We start from the raw sequence: 26,294 nt of genomic DNA, 5'->3' as shown, positions 1-26,294 counted from the left end.
GCGGCCGGGTTATTTTCACGGCTGACTGTAACGCAGATTGTTACAGCGTAAATAGTATTTTATTCATTGTGTGAGCGATGAACGCTGGCGGGCAATGTGCTAGCTTAATCACTGGCTAAATAACTGGAGCACTGTAGATGTCGTTACTTCACCCGAGACCGCTGCGCGGTCGTCTTGATGCCGTGGCGCAACCTTATGGACAGTCGGTACTGGGTGCTCCGCTGCTGTGGTTCCCGGCGCCCATGGCGGATGAAGAGAGTGGCCTGATCCTCGCCGGTACGCACGGCGATGAGAACGCCGCCGTGGTCACCCTCTCATGCGCCATGCGCACGCTGCAGGACAGCCACCGCCGTCACCACGTGGTGCTGGCGGTAAATCCGGATGGCTGCCAGCTTGGCTTACGCGCCAATGCTAACGGGGTTGACCTGAATCGTAATTTTCCTGCCGCCAACTGGCAGCCCGGTGACACGGTTTACCGCTGGAATAGTGCGGCCGACGAGCGCGATGTCCAGCTGTCGACCGGGGATTTCGCCGCGTCTGAACCGGAAACCAAAGCGCTGTGCCAGCTGATCCATCAGATTGCCCCGGCGTGGATTGTCAGCTTCCACGAGCCGCTGGCCTGCATTGAAGACCCGGACAGCAGCCCGCTCGGGCACTGGCTGGCGAGCAAAACCGGCCTGCCGCTGGTTACCAGCGTGGGCTATGCCACCCCGGGTTCGTTTGGCAGCTGGTGCGCCGATCTGGATGTGCCCTGCATCACGGCAGAGTTCCCGCCGATTTCCGCCGATGCCGCCACCGAGCACTATCTCGGCGCCCTGGTGGATTTACTCAGCTGGCAGCCGTGACAGCTCAATGCGCCCGCAGCTGAAGGGCAATACTGGTTCGGCATCCACCGCCAGCCAGGTCGGGCCGTCGAGGTCGACAAAGCGCGCCTGAGGCACCAGCGGCAGCGCGGCGCGGATCGCACGTGAGGTGCACAGCATGCAGCCGAGCATAATGGCGAATCCCTGCGCCTGCGCGGCGGCGGCCAGCGCCAGTGCGGCGGTCAGGCCGCCGGTTTTATCCAGTTTGATATTCACCATCTCATAGCGCCCGCGCAGTGCGGGCAGGCTGTCGACGGTATGACAGCTCTCATCAGCGCAGATCGGCAGGGGATGAATAAAGTTTTCCAGCGCCGCATCATCGCCCGCAGGCAGCGGCTGCTCCAGCATCGCCACCCCGAGGTCGGCCAGCAGCTGGCAGCGCGCGGCCAGCCCTTCGCCGTGCCAGGATTCGTTAGCGTCGACAATCAGCGTCGCCTGCGGCACCGCGCTGCGGATCGCCACCAGGCGCTCGGTGATCAGATGATCGTCGAGTTTGATTTTTAGCAGCCTGGCGCCGTTCTCCCACAGCGCCAGCGCGCTGCTGGCCATCATTTCCGGCCCGTCGATGCTGACGGTCTGCGCCATGTCAATCACCGCGGGCTGCGCGCTGGCGGTCAACTGCCAGAGGCTGCGCTGCGTGCGCTGCACTTCCAGGTTCCACAGCGCGCTGTCGAGGGCATTGCGTGCCGCCCCGGCGGGCAGGCTGTGCTGCAGCTGGGCGCGATCCATCCCCTGTTGCAGCGCGGGCAGCAGCTGAGTAATTTGCGCCAGTACGGAGGCTTCACTTTCACCATAGCGGGGATAAGGGGTGCATTCACCGACGCCTTTTATGCCATCCTCTTCCAGCTCCACGACCACCACGCCCGCCTCACTGCGCGCGCCGCGGGCAATAACAAACGGGCTATGCAACGGCCAGCTTTCCGGATAGACCTTGACTGCTCTCATACTCAGCTCCCTGATTTCATTCTAATTGGACAGCATGAAGGATTTTAAACTGTCGCACACCTCAAGCATGGCATACACTGGACCAGGTTAAACACCATTAACATTAAAAGGATAGATTATGTCTCAGACCGTACACTTTCAGGGCAATCCGGTTTCCGTTGACGGCCAGCTGCCAACGCCGGGCCAGAGCGCAAAACCGTTTACCCTGGTGGCCAAAGACCTTTCCGAAGTTTCTCTGTCAAACTACGCGGGTAAGCGCAAAGTTCTGAATATCTTCCCGAGCATTGATACCGGCGTATGCGCCGCTTCGGTGCGTAAATTCAACCAGCTGGCGGGTGAAGTCGACAATGCCGTGGTGTTATGCATTTCAGCCGATCTGCCGTTCGCCCAGTCGCGCTTCTGCGGCTCCGATGGCCTGAGCAACGTGGTGACCCTCTCCACGCTGCGCGGCAACGAATTCCTGCAGGATTATGGCGTGGCGATTGCCGATAGCCCGCTGAAAGGCCTGGCGGCGCGCGCCGTTGTGGTGCTGGATGAAAAAGATAACGTTATTTACAGCCAGCTGGTGAACGAAATCACCACCGAGCCGGATTACGATGCCGCCCTGGCATCGCTCAATTAAAAATGTAGGGGCCGATCTTCTTTTTCGATCGGCCCGTTTATTCGACAATAACCCGCTATTCCGCTTCGCTCTTCTTCTGGCTCAGGCCATATTCCCGCAGCTTATTGGCAATCGCCGTATGTGAAACCCCGAGGCGTTTCGCCAGCTTGCGCGTGCTCGGATAGGAGAGATATAAGCGCGTCAGCACTGAACGTTCAAAGCGGCTGGTGATCTCATCCAGCGATCCTTCAATCGCATCATCCCCCAGCGGCAGCTCCATCGCGTATTCCGGCAGCACGATATCCTGCGGGCGCAGTTCGTAACCTTCCAGCTGAGTTAATGCGCGATAGAGCGCGTTCTTCAGCTGACGCACATTGCCAGGCCAGGTGTAGCGGGTCAGGAAGGCATTGAGCTGGGCAGAGAGTTTCGGTCTTGCCACCCCCTGCTCGTCGGCAAAGCGCGCCACAAACATTTCGGTCAGCGGCAGGATATCCTGCGGGCGCTCGCGCAGCGGCGGCAGATTAAGGGTTAACACGTTGAGGCGATAGAACAGATCCTCGCGGAATTCGCCGCGCTGCACCATTTCCATCAGGTTTTTTTGCGTCGCGCAGATCACCCGCACATCCACATGCACTTCATGCTCTTCCCCAACGCGGCGGAAGGTGCCGTCATTGAGGAAGCGCAGCAGCTTGGTTTGCATGCGCGGCGACATTTCACCAATCTCATCCAGCAGCACCGAGCCGCCGCTGGCCTGCTCGAAGAAGCCCTTTTTACCTTGCAGCGCGTTCGGGTAAGCCCCGGCAGCGTGACCAAACAGTTCACTTTCCGCCACGTCGTCCGGCAGCGAAGCGCAGTTCAGCGCGAGGAACGGCTTTTTGCCGCGCGCGCTGCGCAGGTGGCAGGCGCGCGCCAGCATATCCTTTCCGGTGCCGGTATCGCCGACGATCAGCAGCGGCGCATCGAGCATCGCCAGCTTGCGCGCCTGGTCGATAACCTGACGCATTTTGCTGCTGACGGCGACAATATGCTGAAACTCGCTGTCGTCGTTAACCGCCAGGTTCTGCAGCTGCTGGCCCATGCGCGCGGTGGACTTCAGCATCACCACGCCGCCAACCGGACTCGGGGAGCACGCCTCTTCATCCTGAGCATGGATCGGGGTGATCTCCATCAGGAAGTCGCGCCCCTGCAGCACCACGTGATGCGCCTGCGCCTCGATGCGCTCGCTCTCCAGCCAGCGCTGGAAGTTGAAGCCGCTAATCAGCGAACCGGCGCTGTAGTTACGCATCTTCTCTTCATTCAGTGCGAACAGCGTCTGCGCCGCCGGGTTCGCCAGCTCAACTTTACCTTTCAGATCGATGGAAAAGACCGGCTCCGGCAGCGCCACCAGCAGTGCACTCAGAGCGCGATGTTCACGTTCGGATGGCAGGTAAGAGACGGTACGCACGTCGGTCACGCCGGGTATGCGGCGAATTTCTGCCATCAGCTGGCTGAACTGATCGAAGCTGACGCTGGAAAAATTCAGATAGATGCGGCCAATGGCGGCGATTTCGATGCCGCGCAGGTCGATGCTGCGCTCGACCAGCAGATCCAGCAGTTCGCGGGTCAGACCGATTCGGTCCTGGCAAAAGACTTCAAGACGCATGCGTATTAACCTTTAGTGTGATCATAACAATTCGCGCGTTATCAAGCTTATCGGGCCAGGCATGCCTGGCCCCTACGCCATCATTAGTAGGGGCGAGGCATGCCTCGCCCGATGCAGCCGATAAATGATTGCGAAATAATACGCTATCCTTTGCAGGTCCAGAAGTAATCTGTCAGGAAAAGTTGACAGTCGCTGTAATCCTGAGCTTATTTGTCACTTTTCCCGCTATTCTGCATGCTCTCTTTCAGCTGGCCGATCAAATCGCGGCGGAAGTCACCCAGCCGCGGTTTCTCCCCCTCCAGCCACGGCAGCGGGCGGCACAGCTCCATCGCTTTGATGCCGAGGCGCGCCGTCAGTAACCCGGCGCCAATTCCCTGCGCCGCCCGGGCTGAAAGACGCGCGGCAATGTCCTGCGACATCCAGTCCATGCCGACTTCGCGCACCAGTTCAGATGCCCCGGCGAAGGCGATATTCAGCAGCACCAGACGGAACAGGCGGATACGGCTGAAATAGCCGAGATCGATGCCGTAAAGCGCGGCAATGCGATTCACCAGCCGCAGATTGCGCCAGGCGATAAACGCCATATCCACTAGCGCCAGCGGGCTGACGGCAATCATCAGCGTCGACTCGGCGGCATAGCGGCTGATTTCACGCCGCGCCTGGCGGTCGAGCACCGGCTGCACCAGCTGCGCATATAGCGCGACGATTTCGCGATCGTTATGGGTTTCATGCAGCGAAGCCTGCCAGCGCTGCAGCGCCGGATGCCCGGCATCCAGTCCGGCCTGGCTGGCCAGCTTCTCACAGAATGCGCGCCCTTTACCGATGCCGTGGCTGGCCAGCAGCTCGCGTGCCTCATCGCGCTCTTCCGCACGTTCACGCAGGCGATAGAGCCGCCGCCATTCGCTTATCAGCGATCCGGCCCCGGCCGCCACGATCAGCGCGCCCGCCGCACCGCCGCCCAGCGCAATCCAGTCCTGAGTCACCCAGGCCTGATGCATCCACTGTCCGCCCTGCGCCACCACGCTGACGCCAAACAGCCCCAGCCCGGTCATCACCATTTTGCGCCACAGGCTGCGCTTCGGCCGCAGTGCGGCTTCGACGGCCTGCTCGCCTGCCCCCTCTTCTTCGGCTTCGCGCTCAGGATCGACGACAACGAAATTATCCTGCTGCGCGGCAAATTCCCGGGGCGGGCGCAGCGGCGCGGCGGCCTCCTCTTTTAACGGCGCGGCAAAATCAATGCGCGGTTTAATCGGTGTGTTCATCGCAGTTTATCTCCCAGTAAAAATTCCAGCGCCGCATCCATGCGGATGTGCGGCAGTGGACGATCAACATCCAGATCCTGCGGACGGAACTGTTCAAAGTGGAACCCCTGCTGCTGCCAGAATGCGTTGCCAGGCAGGCGCGGCGGCACTTCACCCGGATAGACCGTCAGCGGCTCATTGTCCGCCAGCCGATGACCGCGCAGTGCCGGGATGCTCTCGCCCTGATGATCGACGCGCCCACTCTGGGTGGCCTGCACCGATGCCAGCCCCACGCAGTCCATGGTGATGCCTTCAAAGGCAGCATTCTGCCAGGCATCCTGTACCAGCTGTTGCAGCAGCGAGACCAGATTGGCGTGCTGGTCGGCGGTGACGTGATCGGATTTGGTGGCGGCGAACAGCAGCTTGTCGATCACCGGGGAAAACATGCGGCGAAACAGCGTGCGCTGCCCGTAGGAGAAGCTCTGCATCAGCTGGGTCAGCGCCAGGCGCATGTCGTTAAACGCCTGCGGCCCGCTGTTGAGCGGTTGCAGGCAGTCCACCAGCACGATCTGGCGATCGAAGCGCAGAAAGTGATTCTTATAGAAGTCCTTCACCACGTGCTGACAGTAGTACTGGTAGCGCGCGCGCAGCATGCCGATATTGGTGGAGGCATCGGCCTGCATCAGGCGCGTATCACCGCCCTCGTCCACCGCCGGCCATGGGAAAAATTGCAGTGCCGGGGCGCCCGCCATCTCACCCGGCAGCACAAAGCGCCCCGGTTGGATAAAGTGCAGCCCCTCCTGCTTGCAGCGCTGCAGATATTCGGTCCAGGCCGCGGCGATCTCTGCCAGACGGTTTTCATCGGCGGGCGCTAACGGGTCGAGATCGACGCACAGCTGCTGCCAGCGCTGGGACCAGGCTGCGCGGTCGCCCTGCAGCAGGCCCGTCATCTGACGCGACCAGCTCAGGTAATCCTGCGCCAGCATCGGCAGGTCGAGCAACCATTCACCGGGATAGTCGACAATCTCCAGGTACAGGGTTGAAGCGTCTTTAAAATGGCGCAGCAGGGAATCGCGCGAGCGATAGCGCAGCGCAAGACGCATTTCACTGACTCCGCGCGTCGGCGTGGGCCAGTTTGGCGGCGTACCATACAGCTGCGCCAGCCCCTCATCGTAGGTGAAGCGCGGCATGCCGAGATCGCGCTGCGGCACGCGCTTCACGCCCAGCAGACGCTGTTCGCGCACGGCGGAAAACATCGGCAGGCGCGCACCGGCGTTAACGTTGAGAAGTTGATTAACCAGAGAGGTGATAAAAGCGGTTTTTCCGCTGCGGCTCAGGCCGGTAACCGCAAGGCGCAGATGGCGATCCACGCCGCGATTGACCAGAGAAAGTAATTCATTTTGCAGTCTTTTCATCTGTGGGGTTGCCATCCTTATTGCGAGTTATTCCATTATCGTAACATCAGGCCAGCACCGCACAATCCTTTAACGGGTCGGTTTGACCCAGCGAGCGGTCGCGCGCTTCATCACGCGCCGCACCAGCGGCTCCAGCGCCCAGGCCAGCAGGATTTTCAGCGGCCTGCGGGCCACGGATTTGACCGCCCAGCCGCTCAGGCCTGCCGGGCCATAGGTGACCGCATTAATCAGAATAAACTTACCGGCCTTTTTCAGGGCCGGGGCATGTCGTTGCCATTGGCGCATCGTATTTCTCCGTTAAAGACCGGTTAATCGTATTACAGCTGACGGAAGCGGCTGCGCACGCTGAAGGTTTCAGAGGTGACATAACGCTCAACCTCACGCAGCTGCTGCTCTCCGCCGTTCAGTTCTGCACTCAGCTCATCGAGCAGCTGATGGGCGCTCAGCGGCTTATCCTGCCCCTGCACGCTGAGCGGCATTTCGTCGAGCACCGCCGCCAGCGCGAAGTAGGCAATCAGGGTAAAGATAAACAGCCCGCAGAACATCGACAGCACCACAATCACGCGTACCAGCAGCACCGGAATACCGAGGTAGTCGGCAATCCCGGCACAGACGCCTTTCAGTTTACCCTGCTGCGGAATGCGGTACAGTTTGTTCTTGCTCATGGCTGCCTCCAGTTCGGATGCTCAGCGTCGAGAATCGCTTCCAGCGACTGAATACGCTCGCGCATTTTGCGGGCGTCCTGGGTCAACTGCTGCAGGCGCTGCAGTTCATTTTGCGACAGCTCAGCGCTGCCGCTGCGACGATTGCTGTAGTGCAGCCAGAGCCAGATCGGTGCCACGAACAGCACGAAGATCGTCAGGGGGATGGCTAGAAATAACGCGCTCATTCACTCTCCTTGCGGGTTAAGCATAGGTTATCCGGCCACTTTCGTGGCCCGTTACATTATTCGCTGCGGTTCATTTTTGCTTTCAGCGCGGCCAGCTGCTCGCTGATTTCGTCATCGGCCTGCAGTTCAGCAAACTGCTGATCGAGCGTTTTCTTCTTGCCGAAGCTGTGGCTCTCGGCCTCTGCTTCCATATGATCGATGCGGCGCTCAAACGACTCAAAGCGCGCCATCGCTTCATCAATTTTACCGCTGTCCAGCTGACGGCGCACATCGCGTGAGGAAGAGGCCGCCTGATGGCGCAGCGTCAATGCCTGCTGGCGAGCGCGGGTTTCGCTCAGTTTGCTTTCCAGCTCACCAATCTCACCTTTCATGCGCGCCAGGCTCTCTTCTACCTGGGTGGCTTCCTGCTGCAGTGTGGCAATCAAATCGGTTAGCTTCTGTTTTTCCATCAGCGCAGCGCGCGCCAGATCGTCTTTCTCTTTGCGCAGTGCCAGTTCAGCTTTTTCCTGCCATTCCGCCTGCTGGCTTTCAGCCTGGTCGATGCGGCGCAGCAGCTGTTTTTTCTCAGCCAGCGCGCGGGCAGAAGTGGAACGCACTTCCACCAGCGTATCTTCCATTTCCTGAATCATCAGGCGCACCAGCTTCTGCGGATCTTCTGCTTTTTCCAGCAGCGAGTTAATGTTGGCGTTCACGATGTCGGCGAAGCGAGAAAAAATACCCATTATCGAAATCCTCTTCAGTCAGTTATCGGCACAAATGATATTGCGCTGTGAGTTATTACTATTCAAATAGCGTGCCAGTTTTTATGTTGCTGATTTTACTGGGCCGGGCGGCTTTACACCTGCGGCCACAGCGGCTAAAGTGGTTTTTATCACTAACACCTGGTGAAATTAATGATGAGCGAAAATCCTGATACCCTGCTCGGTGAATCAAACAACTTTCTTGAAGTGCTGGAGCAGGTTTCCCGCCTCGCGCCGCTGAATAAGCCGGTGCTGGTCATTGGCGAGCGCGGCACCGGCAAAGAGCTGATCGCCAGCCGTCTGCACTATTTATCCGACCGCTGGCAGGGGCCGTTTATTTCGCTCAACTGCGCCGCGCTGAATGAAAACCTGCTGGATTCGGAGCTGTTCGGCCATGAGGCCGGCGCTTTTACCGGCGCGCAGAAACGCCATCTTGGCCGCTTTGAACGCGCTGACGGCGGGACGCTGTTTCTCGACGAGCTGGCAACCGCGCCGATGCTGGTGCAGGAGAAGCTGCTGAGGGTGATTGAATATGGTCATCTGGAGCGCGTCGGCGGCAGCCAGCCGCTGCAGGTCAGCGTGCGGCTGGTGTGCGCCACCAATGACGACCTGCCGAAGCTGGCGCAGGAGGGGAGATTCCGTGCCGACCTGCTCGACCGCCTGGCGTTCGATGTGGTGCAGCTTCCGCCGCTGCGCGAAAGGCGCAGCGATATTCTGGTGATGGCGCAGCACTTCGCCATTCAGATGTGCCGCGAGCTGGGGCTGGCGCTGTTTCCCGGTTTTTCCCCGGCGGCCGAACAGCGGCTGCTGGATTACGGCTGGCCGGGCAACGTGCGCGAGCTGAAAAACGTGGTGGAGCGCTCGGTTTATCGCCACGCCAGCATTGAAGAGCCGCTGGACAACATCATTATCAACCCGTTCGAGCGCACTGCGCCTATCCCGCTGGAGGAGCCCGCCGCGGACGCCCTGCCCGCGCTGCCGCTGGATCTGCGCCGCTGGCAGCATGAACAGGAGAAAGCGCTGCTGGAGAAAAGCCTTGCGCAGGCGCGCTTTAATCAGAAACGCGCCGCCGGGCTGCTGGGCGTGACCTATCATCAGCTGCGCGCCATGCTGAAGAAACACGATTTGAATCCGTCATAATTAACGGCGGGCGAGGCATGCCGTCGCCCCTACGGTATCACGCCGCACCCTCGTAGGGGTCGGGAATGCCGTCGCACCACGGTGTTGCGCCGCACCCTCGTAGGGGTCGGGCATGCCATCACCCCTGCAGCATTGCACCGCACCCTCGCAGGGGTCGGGCATGCCCGACCCTGGTTTCAGGCAAAAAAAAACCCACGCAGGGTGGGCTAAAAATACTGGAAGCAATGTGAGCAATGTCGTGCTCTTCAGCGGCAGAGCCACCGGTGAAGCGCAGGGGAATAATAATCATTCTCAGTCTTGCTTGTAAAGCATTTTGTTGAGAATCTTTCTCATTTCCATAACAACTTTGTGCGTATTTTCAACACCCTTGCATTAATGTGCTTATTAAAGTCGCGGAATCATCCCGCCACAGCGCAGCAAACTTTGGGTGCAGCCTGAGAGTGCGGTACACTGTGTTTATTGCCTGAATTTTCAGAAGAGTTATGCGCAAACTAATATCCACTCTGCTCCTGAGCCTGAGCGTGCTAAGCGCTCCGGTCTGGTCTGCAACGCCCGGTGATATTCGCCAGAGCGGCTTCGTGTATTGCGTTAACGGCGTAATGAATACCTTTAATCCGCAGATGGCCAGCGGCGGGCTGGTGGTAGATACCCTCGCCGCCCAGCTGTATGACCGCCTGCTTGACGTCGATCCCTATACCTATCGCCTGATCCCCGAGCTGGCAGAGAGCTGGGAAGTGCTGGATAACGGCGCCACCTATCGCTTCCACCTGCGCCACAACGTCGCCTTCCAGCACACCGCATGGTTCAAACCCAGCCGCCCGATGAATGCGGATGACGTGGTGTTCAGCTTCGAGCGCGTGTTTAACCGCAAGCACCCCTGGCACAACGTCAACGGCGGCAGCTACCCCTACTTTGACAGCCTGCAATTTTCCGATGCGGTGCAGAGCGTGAAGAAGCTGGATAAGGATACGGTAGAAATCCGCCTCAACAGCCCGGATGCGTCCTTCCTCTGGCACCTTGCCACCCATTACGCGCCGGTGCTGTCAGCCGAGTATGCCGATCGGCTGAGCAAAATTGATCGCCAGGAACAGCTCGATCGCGAGCCCGTGGGCACCGGTCCGTTTATGCTGAATGATTACCGCAGCGGGCAGTATATTCGCCTGCAGCGCAATGACGCTTACTGGAAAGGCCAGCCGCGCATGTCGCAGGTGGTGGTTGATATGGCAGCGGGCGGCACCGGGCGCTTGTCCAAGCTGCTGACCGGCGAGTGCGACGTGCTGGCCTATCCTGCCGCCAGCCAGCTCTCTATCCTGCGTGACGACCCGCGCCTGCGCCTGACCCTGCGCCCCGGCATGAACATCGCCTATCTGGCGTTTAATACCCGCAAGGCACCGCTCGATCGCCCACAGGTGCGCCAGGCGCTGGCGCTGGCAATCAACAATGAACGGCTGATGGAGTCGATCTATTACGGCACCGCCGAGACCGCAGCCTCGATCCTGCCGCGCGCCTCATGGGCCTATGATACCGATGCGCGCGTCACGCCCTATAATCCGCAGAAAGCGCGTGAAGAGCTGAAGGCGCTGGGAATTGAGAACCTGCACCTTAATCTGTGGGTGCCTTCCGCCTCACAGGCCTGGAACCCCAGCCCGCTGAAAACTGCCGAGCTGATTCAGGCCGATCTGGCGCAGATTGGCGTTAAAGTGACCATCGTGCAGGTAGAAGGCCGCTTCCAGGAGGCCAGGCTGATGGAGAATAATCACGACCTGACGCTGACCGGCTGGGCAACCGACAGTAACGATCCGGACAGTTTTTTTCGCCCGCTGCTGAGCTGCGCGGCCATCGCTTCACAGACCAACTTTGCCCACTGGTGTAATTCAGCGTTTGATGAGCTGCTGCATAAGGCCCTGCTGTCTCAGCAGCTTGCTAACCGCATCGACTATTACGATCGGGCCCAGACGCTGCTGTCGCAGGAGCTTCCGGTGCTGCCGCTGGCCTATTCGCTGCGCCTGCAGGCCTACCGCCACGATATTAAAGGCCTGGTGCTGAGCCCGTTTGGTAATGCTTCCTTTGCGGGTGTCCACCGCGAAAGTGGTGAGGAGAAATCGCCGTGATTATCTATACGCTGCGCCGCCTGGTGCTGTTTATCGTCACGATGTTTATGCTGACGCTGGTTGGCTTCAGCCTGAGCTATTTCACGCCGCACGCGCCGCTGCAGGGCGCATCGCTGTGGGATGCCCTGCTGTTCTGGCTCAGAGGCATCGTGCAGCTCGATTTCGGCGTATCCAGCATTAACGGCCAGCCGATTAATCTGCAGCTGCGTGAAGTGTTTCCCGCCACGCTGGAGCTGTGCTTTATGGCCTTCAGCCTGGCCCTGCTGGTTGGTATCCCGCTGGGCATTGCCGCGGGCGTAATGCGTAACAAATGGCAGGATAAAGCCATCAGCGCCGTCGCCCTGCTCGGCTTTTCCCTGCCGGTGTTCTGGCTGGCGCTGCTGCTGACGCTGTTTTTCTCGCTTAATCTCGGCTGGCTGCCGGTATCCGGGCGCTTCGACCTGCTCTACCCGGTAAAGCACGTCACCGGGTTTGCGCTGATTGATGCCTGGCTGACGGACTCGCCGTGGCGCCATGAGATGATCATCAGCGCGCTGAAGCATATGATCCTGCCGGTTACCGCGCTGGCCGTGGCACCCACCACTGAGGTGATCCGCCTGCTGCGCATCAGCACCCGCGATGTGATGGAGCAGAACTATGTGAAAGCCGCCGCCACGCGCGGGCTGTCGCGCTTCACCATTATTCGCCGCCACGTGCTGCATAACGCCCTGCCGCCGGTGATCCCGCGTCTCGGGCTGCAATTCTCCACCATGCTGACGCTGGCGATGATCACTGAAATGGTGTTCAGCTGGCCGGGCCTTGGCCGCTGGCTGATTAACGCCATTCGCCAGCAGGATTATGCGGCGATTTCCGCCGGCGTGATGGTGGTTGGCGCTCTGGTGATCGCCGTGAACGTGCTCTCCGATATTCTGGGTGCTATGACAAACCCGCTGAAGCATAAGGAATGGTATGCCCTCAGATAATATCTACTCCGAGAAGCGGCCGCCCAGCCCGCTGCGCCACACGTGGGGGCTGTTCTATCGCGATACCACGGCGATGATCGGGTTCTATGGCTTTATCGCGCTGCTGCTGCTGTGCATTTTTGGCGGGCTGATGGCGCCTTACGGCCTCGACCAGCAGTTTCTCGGCTTCCAGCTGCTGCCGCCTTCGTGGTCACGCTATGGCGATGTTTCGTTCTTCCTCGGCACTGACGATCTGGGGCGCGATCTGCTCAGTCGCCTGCTGAGCGGCGCGGCGCCGACCGTCGGCTCCGCAATTGTGGTCACGCTGGCGGCGGCGCTGTGTGCGATGGTGCTGGGCGTTTTTGCCGGCCTGACGCACGGCCTGCGCTCGGCGGTGATGAATCACGTGCTCGACACGCTGCTGTCGATCCCCTCTCTGCTGCTGGCTATCATCGTGGTGGCCTTTATGGGGCCACGGCTGGAACATGCGATGCTGGCGGTGTTCCTGGCCATTCTGCCGCGCCTGGTGCGCGCCATTTACAGCGCGGTGCATGATGAGCTGGAAAAAGAGTACGTGGTGGCCGCACGTCTGGACGGTGCCAGCAGCCTGGATATTCTCTGGTATGCCATTTTGCCTAACATTCTGGCGCTGCTGGTGACCGAATTTACCCGCGCGCTGTCGATGGCGATCCTCGATATTGCCGCACTCGGCTTCCTCGATCTCGGCGCGCAGCTCCCTTCCCCGGAGTGGGGCGCGATGCTGGGTGATTCGCTGGAGCTGATTTATGTTGCTCCCTGGACCGTGATGTTACCGGGCGCAGCGATTATGCTTAGTGTACTGATTGTTAACCTGTTGGGTGACGGCGCACGCCGGGCCATCGTTGCGGGAGTTGAATAATGCCGCTGCTCGATATTCGTAACCTGACGATAGAATTTATGACCGCCGAAGGGCCGGTAAAAGCGGTCGACCGGGTCAGCATCACGCTGAGCGAAGGCGAAGTGCGCGGGCTGGTGGGAGAATCCGGTTCGGGCAAGAGCCTGATCGCCAAGGCGATCTGCGGTGTCACCAAGGATAACTGGCGCATCACCGCTGACCGCATGCGCTTTAACGACATCGACCTGCTGCACCTGACGCCGCGTGAACGGCGTAAAATTGTCGGTCATAACGTGTCGATGATTTTCCAGGAGCCGCAGTCGTGCCTCGACCCGTCGGAAAGTATCGGCACCCAGATCAAGCAGGCGATCCCCGGCTGGACGTGGAAAGGCCGCTGGTATCAGCGCTTTGGCTGGCGTCATCGCCGCGCCATTGAGCTGCTGCACCGCGTTGGCATCAAAGATCATAAAGATATTATGAGCAGCTTCCCGTATGAGCTGACCGACGGCGAGTGCCAGAAGGTGATGATCGCTATTGCCCTGGCGAATCAGCCGCGCCTGCTGATTGCCGATGAGCCAACCAACGCCATGGAACCGACTACCCAGGCGCAGATTTTCCGCCTGCTCTCCCGGCTCAACCAAAACAACAACACCACGATTCTGCTGATCAGCCACGATCTGCAGATGCTGAGCCAGTGGGCGGATAAAATTAACGTGATGTACTGCGGGCAGACGGTGGAAACCGCGCTCAGCGAAGAGCTGATCGCTGCTCCGCATCACCCTTATACTCAGGCGCTGATCCGCGCAATGCCGGACTTTGGCCGTTCGCTGCCGCATAAAAGCCGCCTCAATACGCTGCCGGGTGCTATCCCCTCGCTTGAACACCTGCCGATTGGCTGTCGCCTGGGCCCACGCTGCCCTTATGCTCAGAAAACCTGTATTGAGACCCCGCGCTTAACCGGGTCGAAGAGTCATATGTTTGCCTGCCACTTCCCGCTGAATATGGAGAGTCAGTAATGGTTGAAACGCTGCTGGAAGTGCGCAACCTGAGTAAAACCTATCGCTACCGCACCGGGCTGTTCCGCCGCCAGCATGTTGAGGCGGTGAAGGATGTCAGCTTCACCCTGCGCGAGCGCCAGACGCTGGCGATTATCGGTGAAAACGGCTCGGGCAAATCGACGCTGGCGAAAATGCTGAGCGGGATGATTGCCCCCTCATCCGGCGAAATAGTGATTGACGATCGTCCGCTGGAGTATGGCGATTACGGCTATCGCAGTCAGCGCATTCGTATGATATTCCAGGATCCGTCGACCTCCCTGAATCCGCGCCAGCGCATCAGCCAGATCCTCGATTTCCCGCTACGCCTCAACACCGAGCTGAATGCAGATGAGCGCGAGAAACGTATTATCGCCACGCTGCGCCAGGTCGGGCTGCTGCGCGACCACGCTTCCTACTATCCGCACATGCTGGCCCCGGGTCAGAAGCAGCGCATCGGCCTGGCGCGCGCGCTGATTTTACAGCCGAAGGTGATTGTGGCGGATGAAGCGCTGGCTGCGCTGGATATGTCGATGCGCTCGCAGCTGATCAATCTGATGCTGGAGCTGCAGGACAAGCACGGTATTGCCTATATCTACGTCACGCAGCATCTGGGTATGATGAAACATATCAGCGACAAGCTGCTGGTGATGCATCAGGGCGAAGTGGTGGAGCGCGGCAGCACCGCCGACGTGCTGGCCTGCCCGCTGCACGATCTTACCAAACGCCTGATCTCCAGCCACTTCGGTGAAGCGCTGACCGCCGACGCGTGGCGTAAAGACCGCTAACCCCCACCCCGTAGGGGTCAGGCATGCCTGACCCGGCAACTGCCTGACCAGGGTGAGGCATGCCTCGCCCCTACGACGGCACTGCCTGACCCGGCATCTGCCTGACCAGGGTGAGGCATGCCTCGCCCCTACGACGGCACCGCTTATGCCATCCAGCTATTTGATAGCACCGAACATTATTTCTTTCGCTTTAGCGCTTACGCCAGGATACCCGTGCCGTAATTGAAAAGGAATGATCATGGAACAGCGCCGCTTTACCGGCAACAACCACTGGTATCATGAAACCCAGACCAGCCTGCCCGCGCAGCGCGCGCCGCTGGTGCCCGAAGCTGCCACTATTGAAGACCGTTTCCTGCTTGGTCTGGCGCAGCAGGTCGAGGGCGACCTGATCCCCACTTTGCAGCAGGTGCAGCCCGCACTGCTGGCCTCCCGCGATCTCTATCAGATCCTGTTCCCCAACGAATTAACCACCACCCTGACCCACACGCTTACGCTGTATGACCGACTGAGCAGCGCGCTGACGGTGGCGCAGGTTACCGGCGTTCAGCGCCTGTGTAATCACTATGCGGCGCGGCTTAACCCGCTGCCTGGGCCGGATTCATCGCGTGAGAGCAATCGCCGCCTGACGCAAATCACCGAGTATGCCCGCCAGCTTGCCAGCCAGCCAACGCTGATTGACGCCGCTGCCGTACAGCATCTGGATGATGTGGGGCTCAGTGCGTCGGATATTGTCACGCTCAGCCAGATTATTGGCTTTGTCAGCTACCAGGCCCGCGTGGTGGCTGGAATTCATGCCCTGCTGGCGCTGCCCGTGCGCTGGATGCCGGGCGTAACGGTGCCCGCAGACGCGGAACCCGAGCTGTTCAGCACCGCGGCAGAGTGGCAGCCCAGCCTGCCGCCGCTCGAAATGCGTTACGCCGCAACCGATCAGTTAGAGGCCCTGACTTTCTGTCAGCCGATAGCCGAGCTGGAAGCCGGTGCCTGGCTGTTCGCGCACGACGGCAAAACCCTGTACGGCTGGGCGAGCCTGCTGCAGGCACTGTCTGAAATCCGTCATTCGCCGCAGGCCACGCTGGCGGCGGCAGTGACCGCAAGGATTAACGGCAGTGCTGCCTGCTTTGGCCGCTTAGCGCTGGGCGAATTGCGTGATGCACTGCAGGCGAGTGTCGATCAAGCGCTGGCGCTGGCTGACCGGCAGCAGCAGGCGGTGATCCAGCTGGCAGCCCAGCTAACGCGCTCGCCCGAGCGGGTTAACGCGGCGCACGTGCAACCGCTGAAAGAGGCCGGGCTGAGTACCGCGCAAGTGTTTGCGATAATCCTTAGCGTGGCTAACGCCAGCTGGGGCAACCGCCTGATGCAGGGCCTCGGCAGCACGGCAGCGCGTTAGCTCAGCCCATCAGCCAGCGCCGTACTTCATCGAAGAAATGCTGTGCCAGCGGAGTGGCGCGACCAGGCTCGGCGATCACCACCGCAGCCTGGCGTGACATCGGCGGCATCGCCACCGCGCGGCGGCTCAGCTCACCGCTCATCCCCGCGATCAGATGCCCGACGGGAGAAATCAGGCAGCCCAGGCCCACCTGCGCGCCCTGCAGCAGCTGAAATACCGAGGTGGTCTCCAGCACCACGCGCAGCTCCAGCCCGGCTTCGCGAAAATGCCCGTCAACATAGCGGCGAAAATAGCGGGTTTGATCGGCCAGACAGAGCGGCAGCGCGGCGATCTCTGGCAGCGTCAGCGGCTCTGTGCCGTTCAACTGCGGAAAATGCTGCGGATGAAACAGCAGCTCCACGCCATTATCCACCAGCGTTTCTGCCTGAAAATGCAGTTCACGCAGCGTCGACAGCTCAAAGAAGCCAATGCCGACATCCACCGTATGGCTATTCAGCGCTTCCAGCAGCTGATCGGCGCTCAGCACCGCCACGCGGTAATCCAGCTGCGGATAGCGCTCGCTAATCGCCTTCAGCATCACCGGCAGCGAGATGCTGCACTGGGGCACCACGCCGATGCGTAGCGTGCCGTTAACCCCGTGCTTCAGCGACTCAACTTCCAGCTTTAAGCCCTGATAGACCGAGACGATCTCCCGCGCCCACGAGAGCACACGCTCCCCTTCCGGGGTGAAGCCGTCGAAGTTATTGCTGCGGTTAATCAGCGACAGCCCCAGCTCAATTTCCAGATTTTTCAGGCGCATCGAAAGCGTGGGCTGACTGACAAAGCTGGCTTCTGCGGCACGGCCAAAGTGGCGCTCGCGCTCGAGGTTGCACAGGTAGATGAGCTGCTTGATATCCATAATGGTTATTTTATTGGTAAATTTTTGCTAATAGTAACAGCCTGAGAGCCAGAAACGCGACTTCATGCCACGCCCAGCGCACTTTTCACCTCGCTGGCTATTTTCTCTACCTGCGGCCCGTAAATCACCTGCACATCACGATCGCTGACGCGGTTTACGCCATTGGCACCGGTGCTCATCAGCGTCTGGTCCACTACCTCGTTCATCTGCTTAACGCGCACGCGCAGACGGGTGAAGCAGCAATCGACGTCCTCTATATTGGCCTTTCCGCCCAGCCCGCTGATAATCACGCGGGTGCGCTCGTCGGCGGCAACGGTCTCCTGCTGCGGTTCCTGCCCGGATTCTCGCCCCGGGGTTTCCACCCGCATACGCAGGATGATGAATTTAAAGCCGTAGTAGTAGATCGGCACGTAGATTAGCCCGAGCACCACGCTCCACCACCAGGCCGTTTTGCTGCCGCCCAGAATGCCGAACACCACCAGGTCAATTGCACCGCCCTGAATGTTGCCAATCATCAGGTGCATCAGCGACATCAGCATAAACGACAGCCCGCTCAGCAGGGCGTGCAGGATGTAGAGCACCGGCGAGACAAAGATAAAGCAGAACTCCAGCGGCTCGGTGATCCCGGTGGTAAACGAGGTGAGCGCCCCGGCCATTACCAGCGCCTTCACCCGCTGTTTATGTTCCGGTCGCGCACAGTGATACATCGCCAGCGCGGCGGCGGGCAGGCCAAACATCATCACCGGGATTTTACCCTGGGCGAGGAAACGCGTGGCCTCCTGCACCGTGGCATCCGCCACCGAGCCGGGATGCGTCAGTGAGGTGTTAAAGATGTTCAGCGCGCCGACAATCGTCTGCCCGTCTACCGTGGCAATACCACCAATCGGCGTAAAGCGCACGGTTTCATTGAGGATGTGATGTAACCCGGTTGGGATCAGCAGGCGTTCACTGGTACCGTAGAGCAAGGCGCCGTACTGGCCGCTTTTGCCAATCAGCTCCCCGACCCAGGCAATACCTGCGCCAATCGTCGGCCAGATTAACGCCAGCAGCACGCCCACCAGCGGCAGCACCAGCACGGTGACAATCGGCACAAAGCGCCGCCCGCCGAAAAAGCTGATAGCGGTCGGCAGTTGAGTGGTGTAGCAGCGGTTATGGATCGCCACCGTCAGCAGCCCGGCAATCACCCCGCCCAGCACGCTCATGTTGTAGGTAAAGATACCGAGCATCGGGATATATTCCGCCGAGGTCATCATCGCTGTTGTCTGGTCCATGCCCTGCTGCTGGAGCGCGGCGGGTGTGGTGGTGGCAGCGGTCAGACCCTTGGCGGCTAGCGTGGCGCTCACGCCCACGTGCATAGCGATGAAACCGATCACCGCGGCAAAGGCGGCCGTCGGTTTCTCCGCTTTTGCCAGGCCAATGGCGCTGGCAACGGCAAAGAACAGCGGCAGGTTAGCAAACAGCGCCCCGGCGACCTTACGGATAAAGCCAATGATCAGCTGGGGCGTCTGCATGCGGGCGAAGGCCTCCCCGGTAATCGCCGGATTTTGCAACGCCGCCGCCACACCAAGGAAAATGCCGGCGGCGGCAATCACCGAAATCGGCATCATCAGCGCTTTGCCGAAGGCGTGGATCTTGCTGGCAAACTCTTTCATCTGACCTCTCCCGCTCTGACTGCAAAGAGCTAAGTATTAGTCGCGTGCTTGATTAAGATCGTCTTCAGCGACAATTTTAACGGTTAATTTTTGAGCGCAATCACACTTCTGCGCCTGCCATGATAAACAGCGCCTATCGCACCATTTCCTCAATCAATTAGACAAATTCCCCTGCCACTCGCAGAATTGCCATAAAGAAGACATATACTCATAACAATTATTCAACATAAGCCTGCGAGATAATGAAATTTAAAGAAGCCATCAAACCTTACCAGGCCGCTGCGGGCGGTTGGGGTTCACTGGAAGCCACGACCCGCTTCGTTTTTGACAGCAAGCAAGTGATCAAAAATCTGCGCAATCTGATGCGCATGAACAAAGCGAAAGGCTTTGACTGCCCGGGCTGTGCCTGGGGTGATGATAATAAAAGTACCTTCAGCTTCTGCGAGAACGGTGCGAAAGCGGTGACCTGGGAAGCCACCCACCGCAATATCGGTGCCGATTTCTTTGCACAGCATAGCGTCTCGGCACTGTATCAGCAGAGCGATTACTTCCTCGAATATCAGGGGCGCCTGACCGAACCGCTGCGCTATAACCGCGCCACCGACCGCTACGAGCCTATTAGCTGGGACGATGCCTTCCAGCTTATCGCTTCCCATATCAAGGCGATGGACAATCCTGACCAGATGGAGCTGTACACCTCCGGGCGCGCCAGTAATGAAGCCTCCTGGCTGTATCAGCTGTTTGGCCGGATGAACGGCAGCAATAACTTCCCCGACTGCTCTAACATGTGCCACGAAGCCAGCGGCACCGGTTTGAAACGCAGCATCGGCGTCGGCAAAGGCACCATCCGCCTGGACGATTTTGACCATGCTGATGCGATTTTCGTGTTCGGTCAGAACCCCGGCACCAACCATCCGCGTATGCTGCACAGCCTGCGCCACGCCGCCGATCGCGGGGCGAAAATCGTCACGTTCAATACCCTGCGCGAGCGCGGGCTGGAGCGTTTTGCCGACCCGCAGAAACCGCTGGAAGTGGTGACCAGCATGGCCGGTAAAATCAGCTCGACCTACTATCAGCCGAATCTCGGCGGGGATATGGCGGCGGTGCGCGGCATGGTGAAAGTGCTGGCAGAAAACCATCGTGCGCGAGTGGCGCAGGGTGAAAAGGGCCTGTTTGATGAAGTGTTTATCAATGCCAAAACTGAAGGGATGGAGGCTTACCTGGCCGAAGTTGACGCCACTGAATGGTCACACATTGTCAGCCAGTCCGGCCTGAGTGAACAGCAAATTCGCGAAGCCGCCGCCATCTATCAACACTCCGAGCGGGTGATCTGTACCTGGGCGATGGGCATTACCCAGCACAAGCACTCGGTGGATACCGTGCGTGAAATCGTCAACCTGCAGCTGCTGTTTGGTCAACTGGGTAAAAAAGGTGCCGGACTTTGCCCGGTGCGCGGCCACAGTAACGTGCAGGGCAACCGCACTATGGGCATTGATGAGAAACCGTCTAAAGCGTTTCTCGACAGCCTGGGTCAGCATTTCGGCTTTGAGCCGCCGCGTGAAATCGGCCATAACACCGTTGAAGCCCTGGAAGCGATGCTGCGCGACGAGGTTAAAGTGCTGATCGCCCTCGGTGGCAATCTCGCGGCAGCCGCCCCGGACAGCCCTCGCACCGAAGAAGCCTTAAGACGCTGCGGCCTGACCGTGCAAATCAGCACCAAGCTTAACCGCAGCCATCTCTGCCCGGGGGCGATCGATGCGCTGATCCTGCCAACGCTTGGCCGTACCGAGCAGGATGTGCAGGCCAGCGGTGCGCAGTTTATTACCGTCGAAGACTCTTTCAGCATGGTGCATGCCTCCGAGGGCGTCGGCAAACCTCTCGCCGATACCCAGCGCTCAGAAACCTGGATTGTCGCGGGGATCGCCAATGCCGTGCTGGGCAGCGATAAAGTTGACTGGTTATCGCTTGCCGGTGACTACAACAAAATCCGTGACCATATTGCCGCGACGATTCCGGGCTTTAGCGATTTCAACGCCAAATGCGATCTGAAAGGCGGTTTCTACCTGGGTAATGCTGCCGCCGAGCTGCGCTTTACTACCCTGAATGAGAAAGCCCAGTTCAGCGCCGCTGCCCTGCCCACTTCGCTGTTCCCGCAGCTGGATGAGGAAGTGCCGTTTACGCTGCAGACCCTGCGTTCTCACGATCAGTACAACACCACCATTTACGGCCTTGATGACCGTTACCGTGGCGTATATGGCCAGCGCGAGGTGCTGTTCATCAATCCGCAGGATATGGAAAGCATGGGCTACGCCGCCGGCGACAACGTGGATATTGAAACCCTGTGGAACGATGGAATTACCCGCAAAGTGAGCGGCTTCAAGCTGGTGCCTTACGCCATCCCACGCGGTAATCTCGCGGCCTATTATCCGGAAACTAACCCGCTGGTTCCGCTTTCCAGTTTTGGTGACGGCAGCGGTACCCCGACCTCCAAGTCCGTGCCGGTAAAAATTACGCTCTCACCGGTGACGCCGGGCCTGCGCATTGCCTGATGCGTGCTTAACAGTACGGGGACATAACGGGTCTACCGGAAAAAAGGGTCGACCCCTACAGCCCCCGGAAACGGGGTTTTTTCTTGCCGTAGCGCGGTTAATCGCGTAAAACTGTCTGCCGCTCTTAGGCCACGAAAACGTTGAAATTATGTTCCAGGATAACCCGCTGCTCGCGCAGCTTAAAGAGAAACTCCACTCCCAGACACCGCGTGTTGAGGGTGTGGTAAAAGGCACGGAAAAAGGTTTTGGCTTCCTGGAAGTCGACCCGCAGAAAAGCTACTTTATTCCGCCACCGTTCATGAAAAAAGTGATGCACGGTGACCGCGTGAGCGCAGTGATTCAGACCGACAAAGATCGCGAAGTTGCCGATCCTGAAACGCTGATTGAACCTTTCCTGACGCGTTTTGTAGGCCGGGTACAGAGAAAAGATGACCGCCTGTCGATCGTTCCCGACCATCCCCTGCTGAAAGATGCGATCCAGTGCCGCGCAGAGCGCAGTGTGAAGCATGACTTCCAGGCCGGAGACTGGGCGGTGGCAGAGATGCGCCGCCATCCGCTGAAGGGCGACCGCACCTTCTATGCTGAACTGACCGAATTTATTACCACTGCGGATGACCATCTGGCTCCCTGGTGGGTAACGCTGTCGCGCCATAATCTGGAGCGTGAAGCCCCGGACGTGGCTGCGCCGGAAGAGATGCTGGATGAAGGACTGGAGCGTGAAGACCTCACTGCCCTGAACTTCGTCACCATCGATAGCGCCAGCACCGAAGATATGGATGATGCGCTCTATGTGGAAGAAGCCGCCGACGGCGCGCTGAGTCTGACCATCGCCATCGCTGACCCGACGGCTTACGTGCCAGTGGGCAGCAAGCTGGATGCGGTTGCCGCTGAACGCTCATTCACCAACTATCTGCCGGGCTTTAATATCCCGATGCTGCCGCGCCAGCTGTCTGATGACACCTGTTCACTGCGCGCCGGCGAGCGCCGTCCGGTGCTGGCCTGCCGCGTGACCGTGGCTGCGGATGGCACCCTGGGTGAGGATATCCACTTCTTCGCCGCCTGGATTGAGTCAAAATCCAAGCTGGTCTACGACAACGTGTCTGACTGGCTGGAAAATAGCGGCGAATGGCAGCCGGAAAGCGAAGCGATTGCTGAGCAGATCCGCCTGCTGCACCGCTTGTGCCTGGCACGCAGCGCGTGGCGCCAGGCGCATGCGCTGGTGTTTAAAGATCGCCCTGATTTCCGCTTCCTGCTGGGTGAGAAAGGCGAAGTGCTGGATATCGTCGCCGAACACCGCCGCATTGCTAACCGCATCGTGGAAGAGTCGATGATCCTTGCCAATATCTGCGCTGCCACCGTGCTGCGCGATAAGCTGGGCTTTGGCGTGTATAACGTGCACCTCGGCTTTGATGCAGCTAACGCGGAGCTGGCTGCTGGCGTGCTGGCCAACCACGGCGTCACCGCCGATCCGCTGGCGATTGCCACGCTGGACGGTTTCCGTAACCTGCGCCGTGAGCTGGATGCGCTACCCACCCAGTTCCTTGACAGCCGCATTCGCCGCTTCCAGTCTTTTGCTGAGGTGAGCATCACTCCTGGCCCGCACTTCGGTCTTGGCCTTGAGGCGTACGCCACCTGGACTTCCCCTATTCGTAAGTACGGCGACATGGTTAACCACCGCCTGCTGAAAGCGATGATCAAAGGTGAAGCCGCTGAGCGCCCTGCCGATGAGCTGACGGTGAAAATGGCCGAGCGCCGCCGTCAAAACCGCATGGCGGAGCGCGATGTCGGTGACTGGCTCTACTCGCGATTCCTTGAGAAAGCGGTCGGCACCGATCGGCGCTTTAGCGCCGAGGTTATCGACGTCTCGCGCGGGGGCATGCGTGTTCGTCTGCAGGATAACGGCGCTGTCGCCTTTATCCCGGCACCGTTTATTCATGCGGTACGCGATGAGCTGGTGCTGAGCAATGAAAACGGCACGGTGCAGATCAAAGGTGAGGTGGTCTATCGCGTCACCGACCTGATTGAGGTGACCATCGCCGAAGTGCGCATGGAAACCCGCAGCATCGTGGCTCGTCCGGTCGCCTGACCGTGAAAGCGGCGGGATAACTTAGCTTATCCCGCCCTCTTTTCCTCCCCCCCACCCCTAGTAGTATCTTTCCTACAAATAAAAGTCATTTACCCTACAGAACCGTCAGTCGCGTCCGATATTGTCATAACCCGCCATCTGCCAAACTAGCCTCAGATTCGGGACAGGAACCCCTCCGCCGACAATATCAACGAGACTACGATGAAAAACATGATTAACTCAATTGAAGATGCTGGCATGCTGCGTTCGTTTAGCTGGATTACTCTGTTAAGTTTCTCTTCAGTCTGCTGGGCGGCAGCCATTGCTGTCACCCTGTTCTGGTAACACGACCGAACCCTTTACCAACCGCTGTTGATTGCCTGTTTTCCCTACTTTGAGGCGTAACTTATTTAGCGCTTTGAAAAAATATTGCCCTTATGTGTTGTGATTCTCTTGTTTGCCGAATACTGTTGCTAAAATAAGAAGATACCATCTGTAAAGAAGCACTGAGGGAGACAAAAAATGACCGATGAACAGGGCCAGACGCTGTTGTATGCGTACTTTGGTACCAGCAGCCCTCATTGGCGTTTATCTGCTGATAGTGATGCGATTCAATTTGCTGAAGATGAAGACGGTGAAACCAATATCGCCGTTCCTCTGACCACGCCTCAGGCTAATATGATCCGCGCGATGACGGTGATCACCTCCAGCGTTAATCTGACGATTACCCTGTACGGTAACTCCCTGTCGATGCATCTGGTTGGCAGGAAAGTCTCCCAGGTGGCGTGGGCCGGTACGGCTTCAGCCTGGGGCGATACTTCCTCAGTGGCGCGCGATCTGGTACTGGGCCTCTCCTTTGCTGAACAGGTGGTTTCCGAGGCTAACTCGGTGATTGTGATTGTCGATCAGCAGGGCCATATCCAGCGTTTTAATCGCCTGTGCGAAGAGTACACCGGCCTGAAAGAGCAGGAAGTTATCGGCCGCAACGTCTTCCAGCTGTTTATGTCGCGCCAGGAAGCGGCAGCCTCGCGACGCAATATCAGCAGCTTTTTCCGTGAAGGCAGTTCGTATGAGGTTGAGCGCTGGATCAAAACCAAAAAGGGCCAGCGGCTGTTTCTGTTCCGCAACAAATTCGTGCACAGCGGCAGCGGCAAAAATGAAATCTTCCTGATCTGTTCCGGCACCGATATTACCGAAGAGCGCCGCGCGCAGGAGCGCCTGCGCGTGCTGGCCAACACCGATAACATCACCGGGCTGCCTAACCGCAACGCCATCAATCATGAAATTACCGAAGCGCTGGAAAAACGCACCAGTGAGCAGATTGGTGTGGTCTATCTTGACCTCGATAACTTTAAAAAAGTGAACGATGCCTACGGGCATATGTTTGGCGATCAGCTGCTGCAGGCGGTTTCACTGGCTATTCTCAGCTGCCTGGACAAGGACCAGACGCTGGCGCGCCTCGGCGGTGATGAGTTTATCGTGCTGGCGGAGAACACCAGCCAGGCCGTGTTAGAAGCGATGTCATCGCGGATCCTTGAACGCCTGAAGCAGCCTTTCCGTATCGGCCTGATCGAAGTTTATACCGGCTGCTCCATTGGTATCGCCCTCGCCCCTCAGCATGGTGAGGATCGTGAAAGCCTGATCCGCAATGCCGATACCGCAATGTACACCGCCAAAGAGAATGGCCGCGGTAAGTTTTGCCTGTTCTGCGCTGAGATGAACCAGCGGGTATTTGAGTATTTGTGGCTGGATACCAATCTGCGTAAAGCGCTGGAGCAACACCAGCTGGTGCTGCACTATCAGCCGAAGATTGATGCGGATGGCGGCGTGACCAGCGTTGAGGCTCTGGTGCGCTGGCTGTCGCCAGAGCGCGGGCTGGTGCGCCCTGACAGCTTTATCTCTTATGCCGAAGAGTCTGGCCTGATTATCCCTCTGGGGCGCTGGGTGATGCTGAGCGCGCTGCAGCAGGTGCTCAACTGGCGCAAGCAGGGGATCAATCTGCGCGTGGCGGTTAACGTCTCCGCCCGGCAGCTGATTGACCAGAGTATTTATACCGATTTAAAACTGGCACTCGATGAGGCCGGGCTGGACAGCAGCCCGATTGATATTGAACTGACCGAGAGCTGCCTGATTGAAAATGAGCAGCTGGCGCTGGCGCTGATGGGGCAATTTCAGGCGCTGGGGGCGGCGGTACATCTGGATGACTTCGGTACCGGCTACTCCTCGCTGTCTCAGCTGGCGCGGGTGCCTATCGATGCTATCAAACTTGACCAGAGTTTTGTGCGCGGGGTGAATCATCAGGAAGTGTCGCAGTCGCTGGTGCGGGCGATCGTCGCCGTAGCGAAAGCGCTGAATCTGCAAGTGATTGCGGAAGGAATCGAAACCGAAGAGGAAGCGCGCTTTGTCATGGCGAACGGCGTTGATATTCGTCAGGGTTATCTGTACGCAAAGCCAATGCCCGCTGAACAGCTCGAGCACTGGCTCACGCAGCATCATGCCGGGATCACATCCTGAGGGGG

The 26,294-nt window shown here is 59.1% G+C and carries 23 protein-coding genes; 13 read left to right on the top strand and 10 right to left on the bottom strand.

The annotated features are described in order from the left end of the window. Positions 1-137: 137 nt before the first annotated feature. A complete protein-coding gene (mpaA, locus tag J2Y91_RS18745) occupies positions 138-845 on the top strand; it encodes a murein tripeptide amidase MpaA (protein ID WP_133623723.1) in 708 nt (235 codons plus the stop codon). Here mpaA and ycjG read toward each other — a convergent pair. Then, a complete protein-coding gene (gene ycjG / locus J2Y91_RS18740; RefSeq protein WP_133623724.1) occupies positions 825-1,808 on the bottom strand; it encodes an L-Ala-D/L-Glu epimerase in 984 nt (327 codons plus the stop codon). The genes mpaA and ycjG overlap by 21 nt on opposite strands. A 118-nt stretch (positions 1,809-1,926) precedes the next feature. Here ycjG and tpx point away from each other — a divergent pair, with 118 nt between their 5' ends. Continuing rightward, entirely contained in the window at positions 1,927-2,430 is a 504-nt protein-coding gene (gene tpx, locus J2Y91_RS18735; RefSeq protein ID WP_133623725.1) for a thiol peroxidase, read from the top strand. A 55-nt stretch (positions 2,431-2,485) separates the two neighbouring features. On the opposite strand, the gene tyrR is transcribed toward tpx, so the two are convergent. The 7 genes from tyrR to pspA all read right to left on the bottom strand — a co-directional run bounded on the left by tyrR (position 2,486) and on the right by pspA (position 8,318). Beyond that, on the bottom strand, positions 2,486-4,051 hold the full coding sequence (tyrR, locus tag J2Y91_RS18730) for a transcriptional regulator TyrR (protein ID WP_133623726.1): 1,566 nt from the start codon (positions 4,049-4,051) through the stop codon (positions 2,486-2,488). Positions 4,052-4,257: 206 nt separating this feature from the next. Continuing rightward, a complete protein-coding gene (locus tag J2Y91_RS18725) occupies positions 4,258-5,313 on the bottom strand; it encodes a YcjF family protein (protein ID WP_133623727.1) in 1,056 nt (351 codons plus the stop codon). Next, positions 5,310-6,707 carry a YcjX family GTP-binding protein gene (locus tag J2Y91_RS18720; protein WP_133623728.1) on the bottom strand — a complete coding sequence of 466 codons (1,398 nt, stop codon included), beginning with the start codon at positions 6,705-6,707 and terminating at the stop codon, positions 5,310-5,312. Before J2Y91_RS18720 ends, J2Y91_RS18725 begins: the two co-directional genes overlap by 4 nt. Before the next feature lie 69 nt (positions 6,708-6,776). After that, the gene (gene pspD / locus J2Y91_RS18715) at positions 6,777-6,992 is read right to left on the bottom strand and encodes a phage shock protein PspD (protein ID WP_048915984.1); all 216 of its coding nucleotides are present in this window, start codon (positions 6,990-6,992) and stop codon (positions 6,777-6,779) included. Positions 6,993-7,024: 32 nt separating this feature from the next. Continuing rightward, on the bottom strand, positions 7,025-7,372 hold the full coding sequence (gene pspC / locus J2Y91_RS18710) for an envelope stress response membrane protein PspC (protein WP_048915983.1): 348 nt from the start codon (positions 7,370-7,372) through the stop codon (positions 7,025-7,027). Continuing rightward, positions 7,369-7,596 (bottom strand): envelope stress response membrane protein PspB, encoded by a 228-nt coding sequence (gene pspB, locus J2Y91_RS18705; RefSeq protein WP_048915982.1) that lies wholly within the window; start codon positions 7,594-7,596, stop codon positions 7,369-7,371. The genes pspC and pspB overlap by 4 nt, the downstream gene beginning before the upstream one ends. 56 nt (positions 7,597-7,652) lie before the next feature. Beyond that, complete coding sequence (gene pspA, locus J2Y91_RS18700) at positions 7,653-8,318, bottom strand: phage shock protein PspA (RefSeq protein ID WP_133623729.1); 666 nt, start codon at positions 8,316-8,318, stop codon at positions 7,653-7,655. Positions 8,319-8,489: 171 nt separating this feature from the next. Between pspA and pspF the strand changes: the two genes are divergently transcribed. From pspF to J2Y91_RS18665, 7 genes are all read left to right on the top strand, one after another. Continuing rightward, entirely contained in the window at positions 8,490-9,476 is a 987-nt protein-coding gene (gene pspF / locus J2Y91_RS18695) for a phage shock protein operon transcriptional activator (protein ID WP_133623730.1), read from the top strand. A gap of 482 nt (positions 9,477-9,958) precedes the next feature. Further along, entirely contained in the window at positions 9,959-11,587 is a 1,629-nt protein-coding gene (gene sapA / locus J2Y91_RS18690) for an ABC transporter substrate-binding protein SapA (protein WP_133623731.1), read from the top strand. After that, a complete protein-coding gene (sapB, locus tag J2Y91_RS18685; protein ID WP_133623732.1) occupies positions 11,584-12,549 on the top strand; it encodes a putrescine export ABC transporter permease SapB in 966 nt (321 codons plus the stop codon). The genes sapA and sapB overlap by 4 nt, the downstream gene beginning before the upstream one ends. Then, positions 12,536-13,426, top strand: coding sequence for a putrescine export ABC transporter permease SapC (gene sapC / locus J2Y91_RS18680; protein ID WP_133623733.1), 891 nt, complete (start codon positions 12,536-12,538; stop codon positions 13,424-13,426). Before sapB ends, sapC begins: the two co-directional genes overlap by 14 nt. Continuing rightward, positions 13,426-14,418 (top strand): putrescine export ABC transporter ATP-binding protein SapD, encoded by a 993-nt coding sequence (gene sapD / locus J2Y91_RS18675; RefSeq protein WP_133623734.1) that lies wholly within the window; start codon positions 13,426-13,428, stop codon positions 14,416-14,418. Before sapC ends, sapD begins: the two co-directional genes overlap by 1 nt. Beyond that, positions 14,418-15,224, top strand: coding sequence for a putrescine export ABC transporter ATP-binding protein SapF (gene sapF, locus J2Y91_RS18670; protein WP_048915975.1), 807 nt, complete (start codon positions 14,418-14,420; stop codon positions 15,222-15,224). Before sapD ends, sapF begins: the two co-directional genes overlap by 1 nt. A 238-nt stretch (positions 15,225-15,462) precedes the next feature. Further along, entirely contained in the window at positions 15,463-16,611 is a 1,149-nt protein-coding gene (locus tag J2Y91_RS18665) for a CMD domain-containing protein (RefSeq protein ID WP_133623735.1), read from the top strand. A 1-nt stretch (position 16,612) separates the two neighbouring features. Here J2Y91_RS18665 and J2Y91_RS18660 read toward each other — a convergent pair whose 3' ends face one another. Together J2Y91_RS18660 and J2Y91_RS18655 are read right to left on the bottom strand one after the other, a co-directional pair. Then, the gene (locus tag J2Y91_RS18660; protein WP_048915972.1) at positions 16,613-17,509 is read right to left on the bottom strand and encodes a LysR family transcriptional regulator; all 897 of its coding nucleotides are present in this window, start codon (positions 17,507-17,509) and stop codon (positions 16,613-16,615) included. A 62-nt stretch (positions 17,510-17,571) separates the two neighbouring features. Next, complete coding sequence (locus J2Y91_RS18655) at positions 17,572-19,161, bottom strand: PTS transporter subunit EIIC (protein WP_133623736.1); 1,590 nt, start codon at positions 19,159-19,161, stop codon at positions 17,572-17,574. Positions 19,162-19,403: 242 nt separating this feature from the next. Between J2Y91_RS18655 and J2Y91_RS18650 the strand changes: the two genes are divergently transcribed. The 4 genes from J2Y91_RS18650 to pdeR all read left to right on the top strand — a co-directional run bounded on the left by J2Y91_RS18650 (position 19,404) and on the right by pdeR (position 26,289). Next, entirely contained in the window at positions 19,404-21,710 is a 2,307-nt protein-coding gene (locus J2Y91_RS18650) for an FdhF/YdeP family oxidoreductase (RefSeq protein WP_133623737.1), read from the top strand. Between the two features lie 148 nt (positions 21,711-21,858). Then, complete coding sequence (locus J2Y91_RS18645; RefSeq protein WP_133623738.1) at positions 21,859-23,796, top strand: exoribonuclease II; 1,938 nt, start codon at positions 21,859-21,861, stop codon at positions 23,794-23,796. Positions 23,797-23,997: 201 nt separating this feature from the next. Beyond that, a complete protein-coding gene (locus J2Y91_RS23010) occupies positions 23,998-24,120 on the top strand; it encodes a hypothetical protein (RefSeq protein ID WP_301292164.1) in 123 nt (40 codons plus the stop codon). A gap of 177 nt (positions 24,121-24,297) precedes the next feature. Further along, complete coding sequence (gene pdeR, locus J2Y91_RS18640; protein WP_133623739.1) at positions 24,298-26,289, top strand: cyclic di-GMP phosphodiesterase; 1,992 nt, start codon at positions 24,298-24,300, stop codon at positions 26,287-26,289. Positions 26,290-26,294: the final 5 nt, after the last annotated feature.

Source organism: Erwinia aphidicola (assembly GCF_024169515.1).
Classification (GTDB): Bacteria; Pseudomonadota; Gammaproteobacteria; order Enterobacterales; family Enterobacteriaceae; genus Erwinia; species Erwinia aphidicola.
Note: the sequence above shows the minus strand (reverse complement) of the source record. Positions and strands in the feature narration are given on the sequence as shown.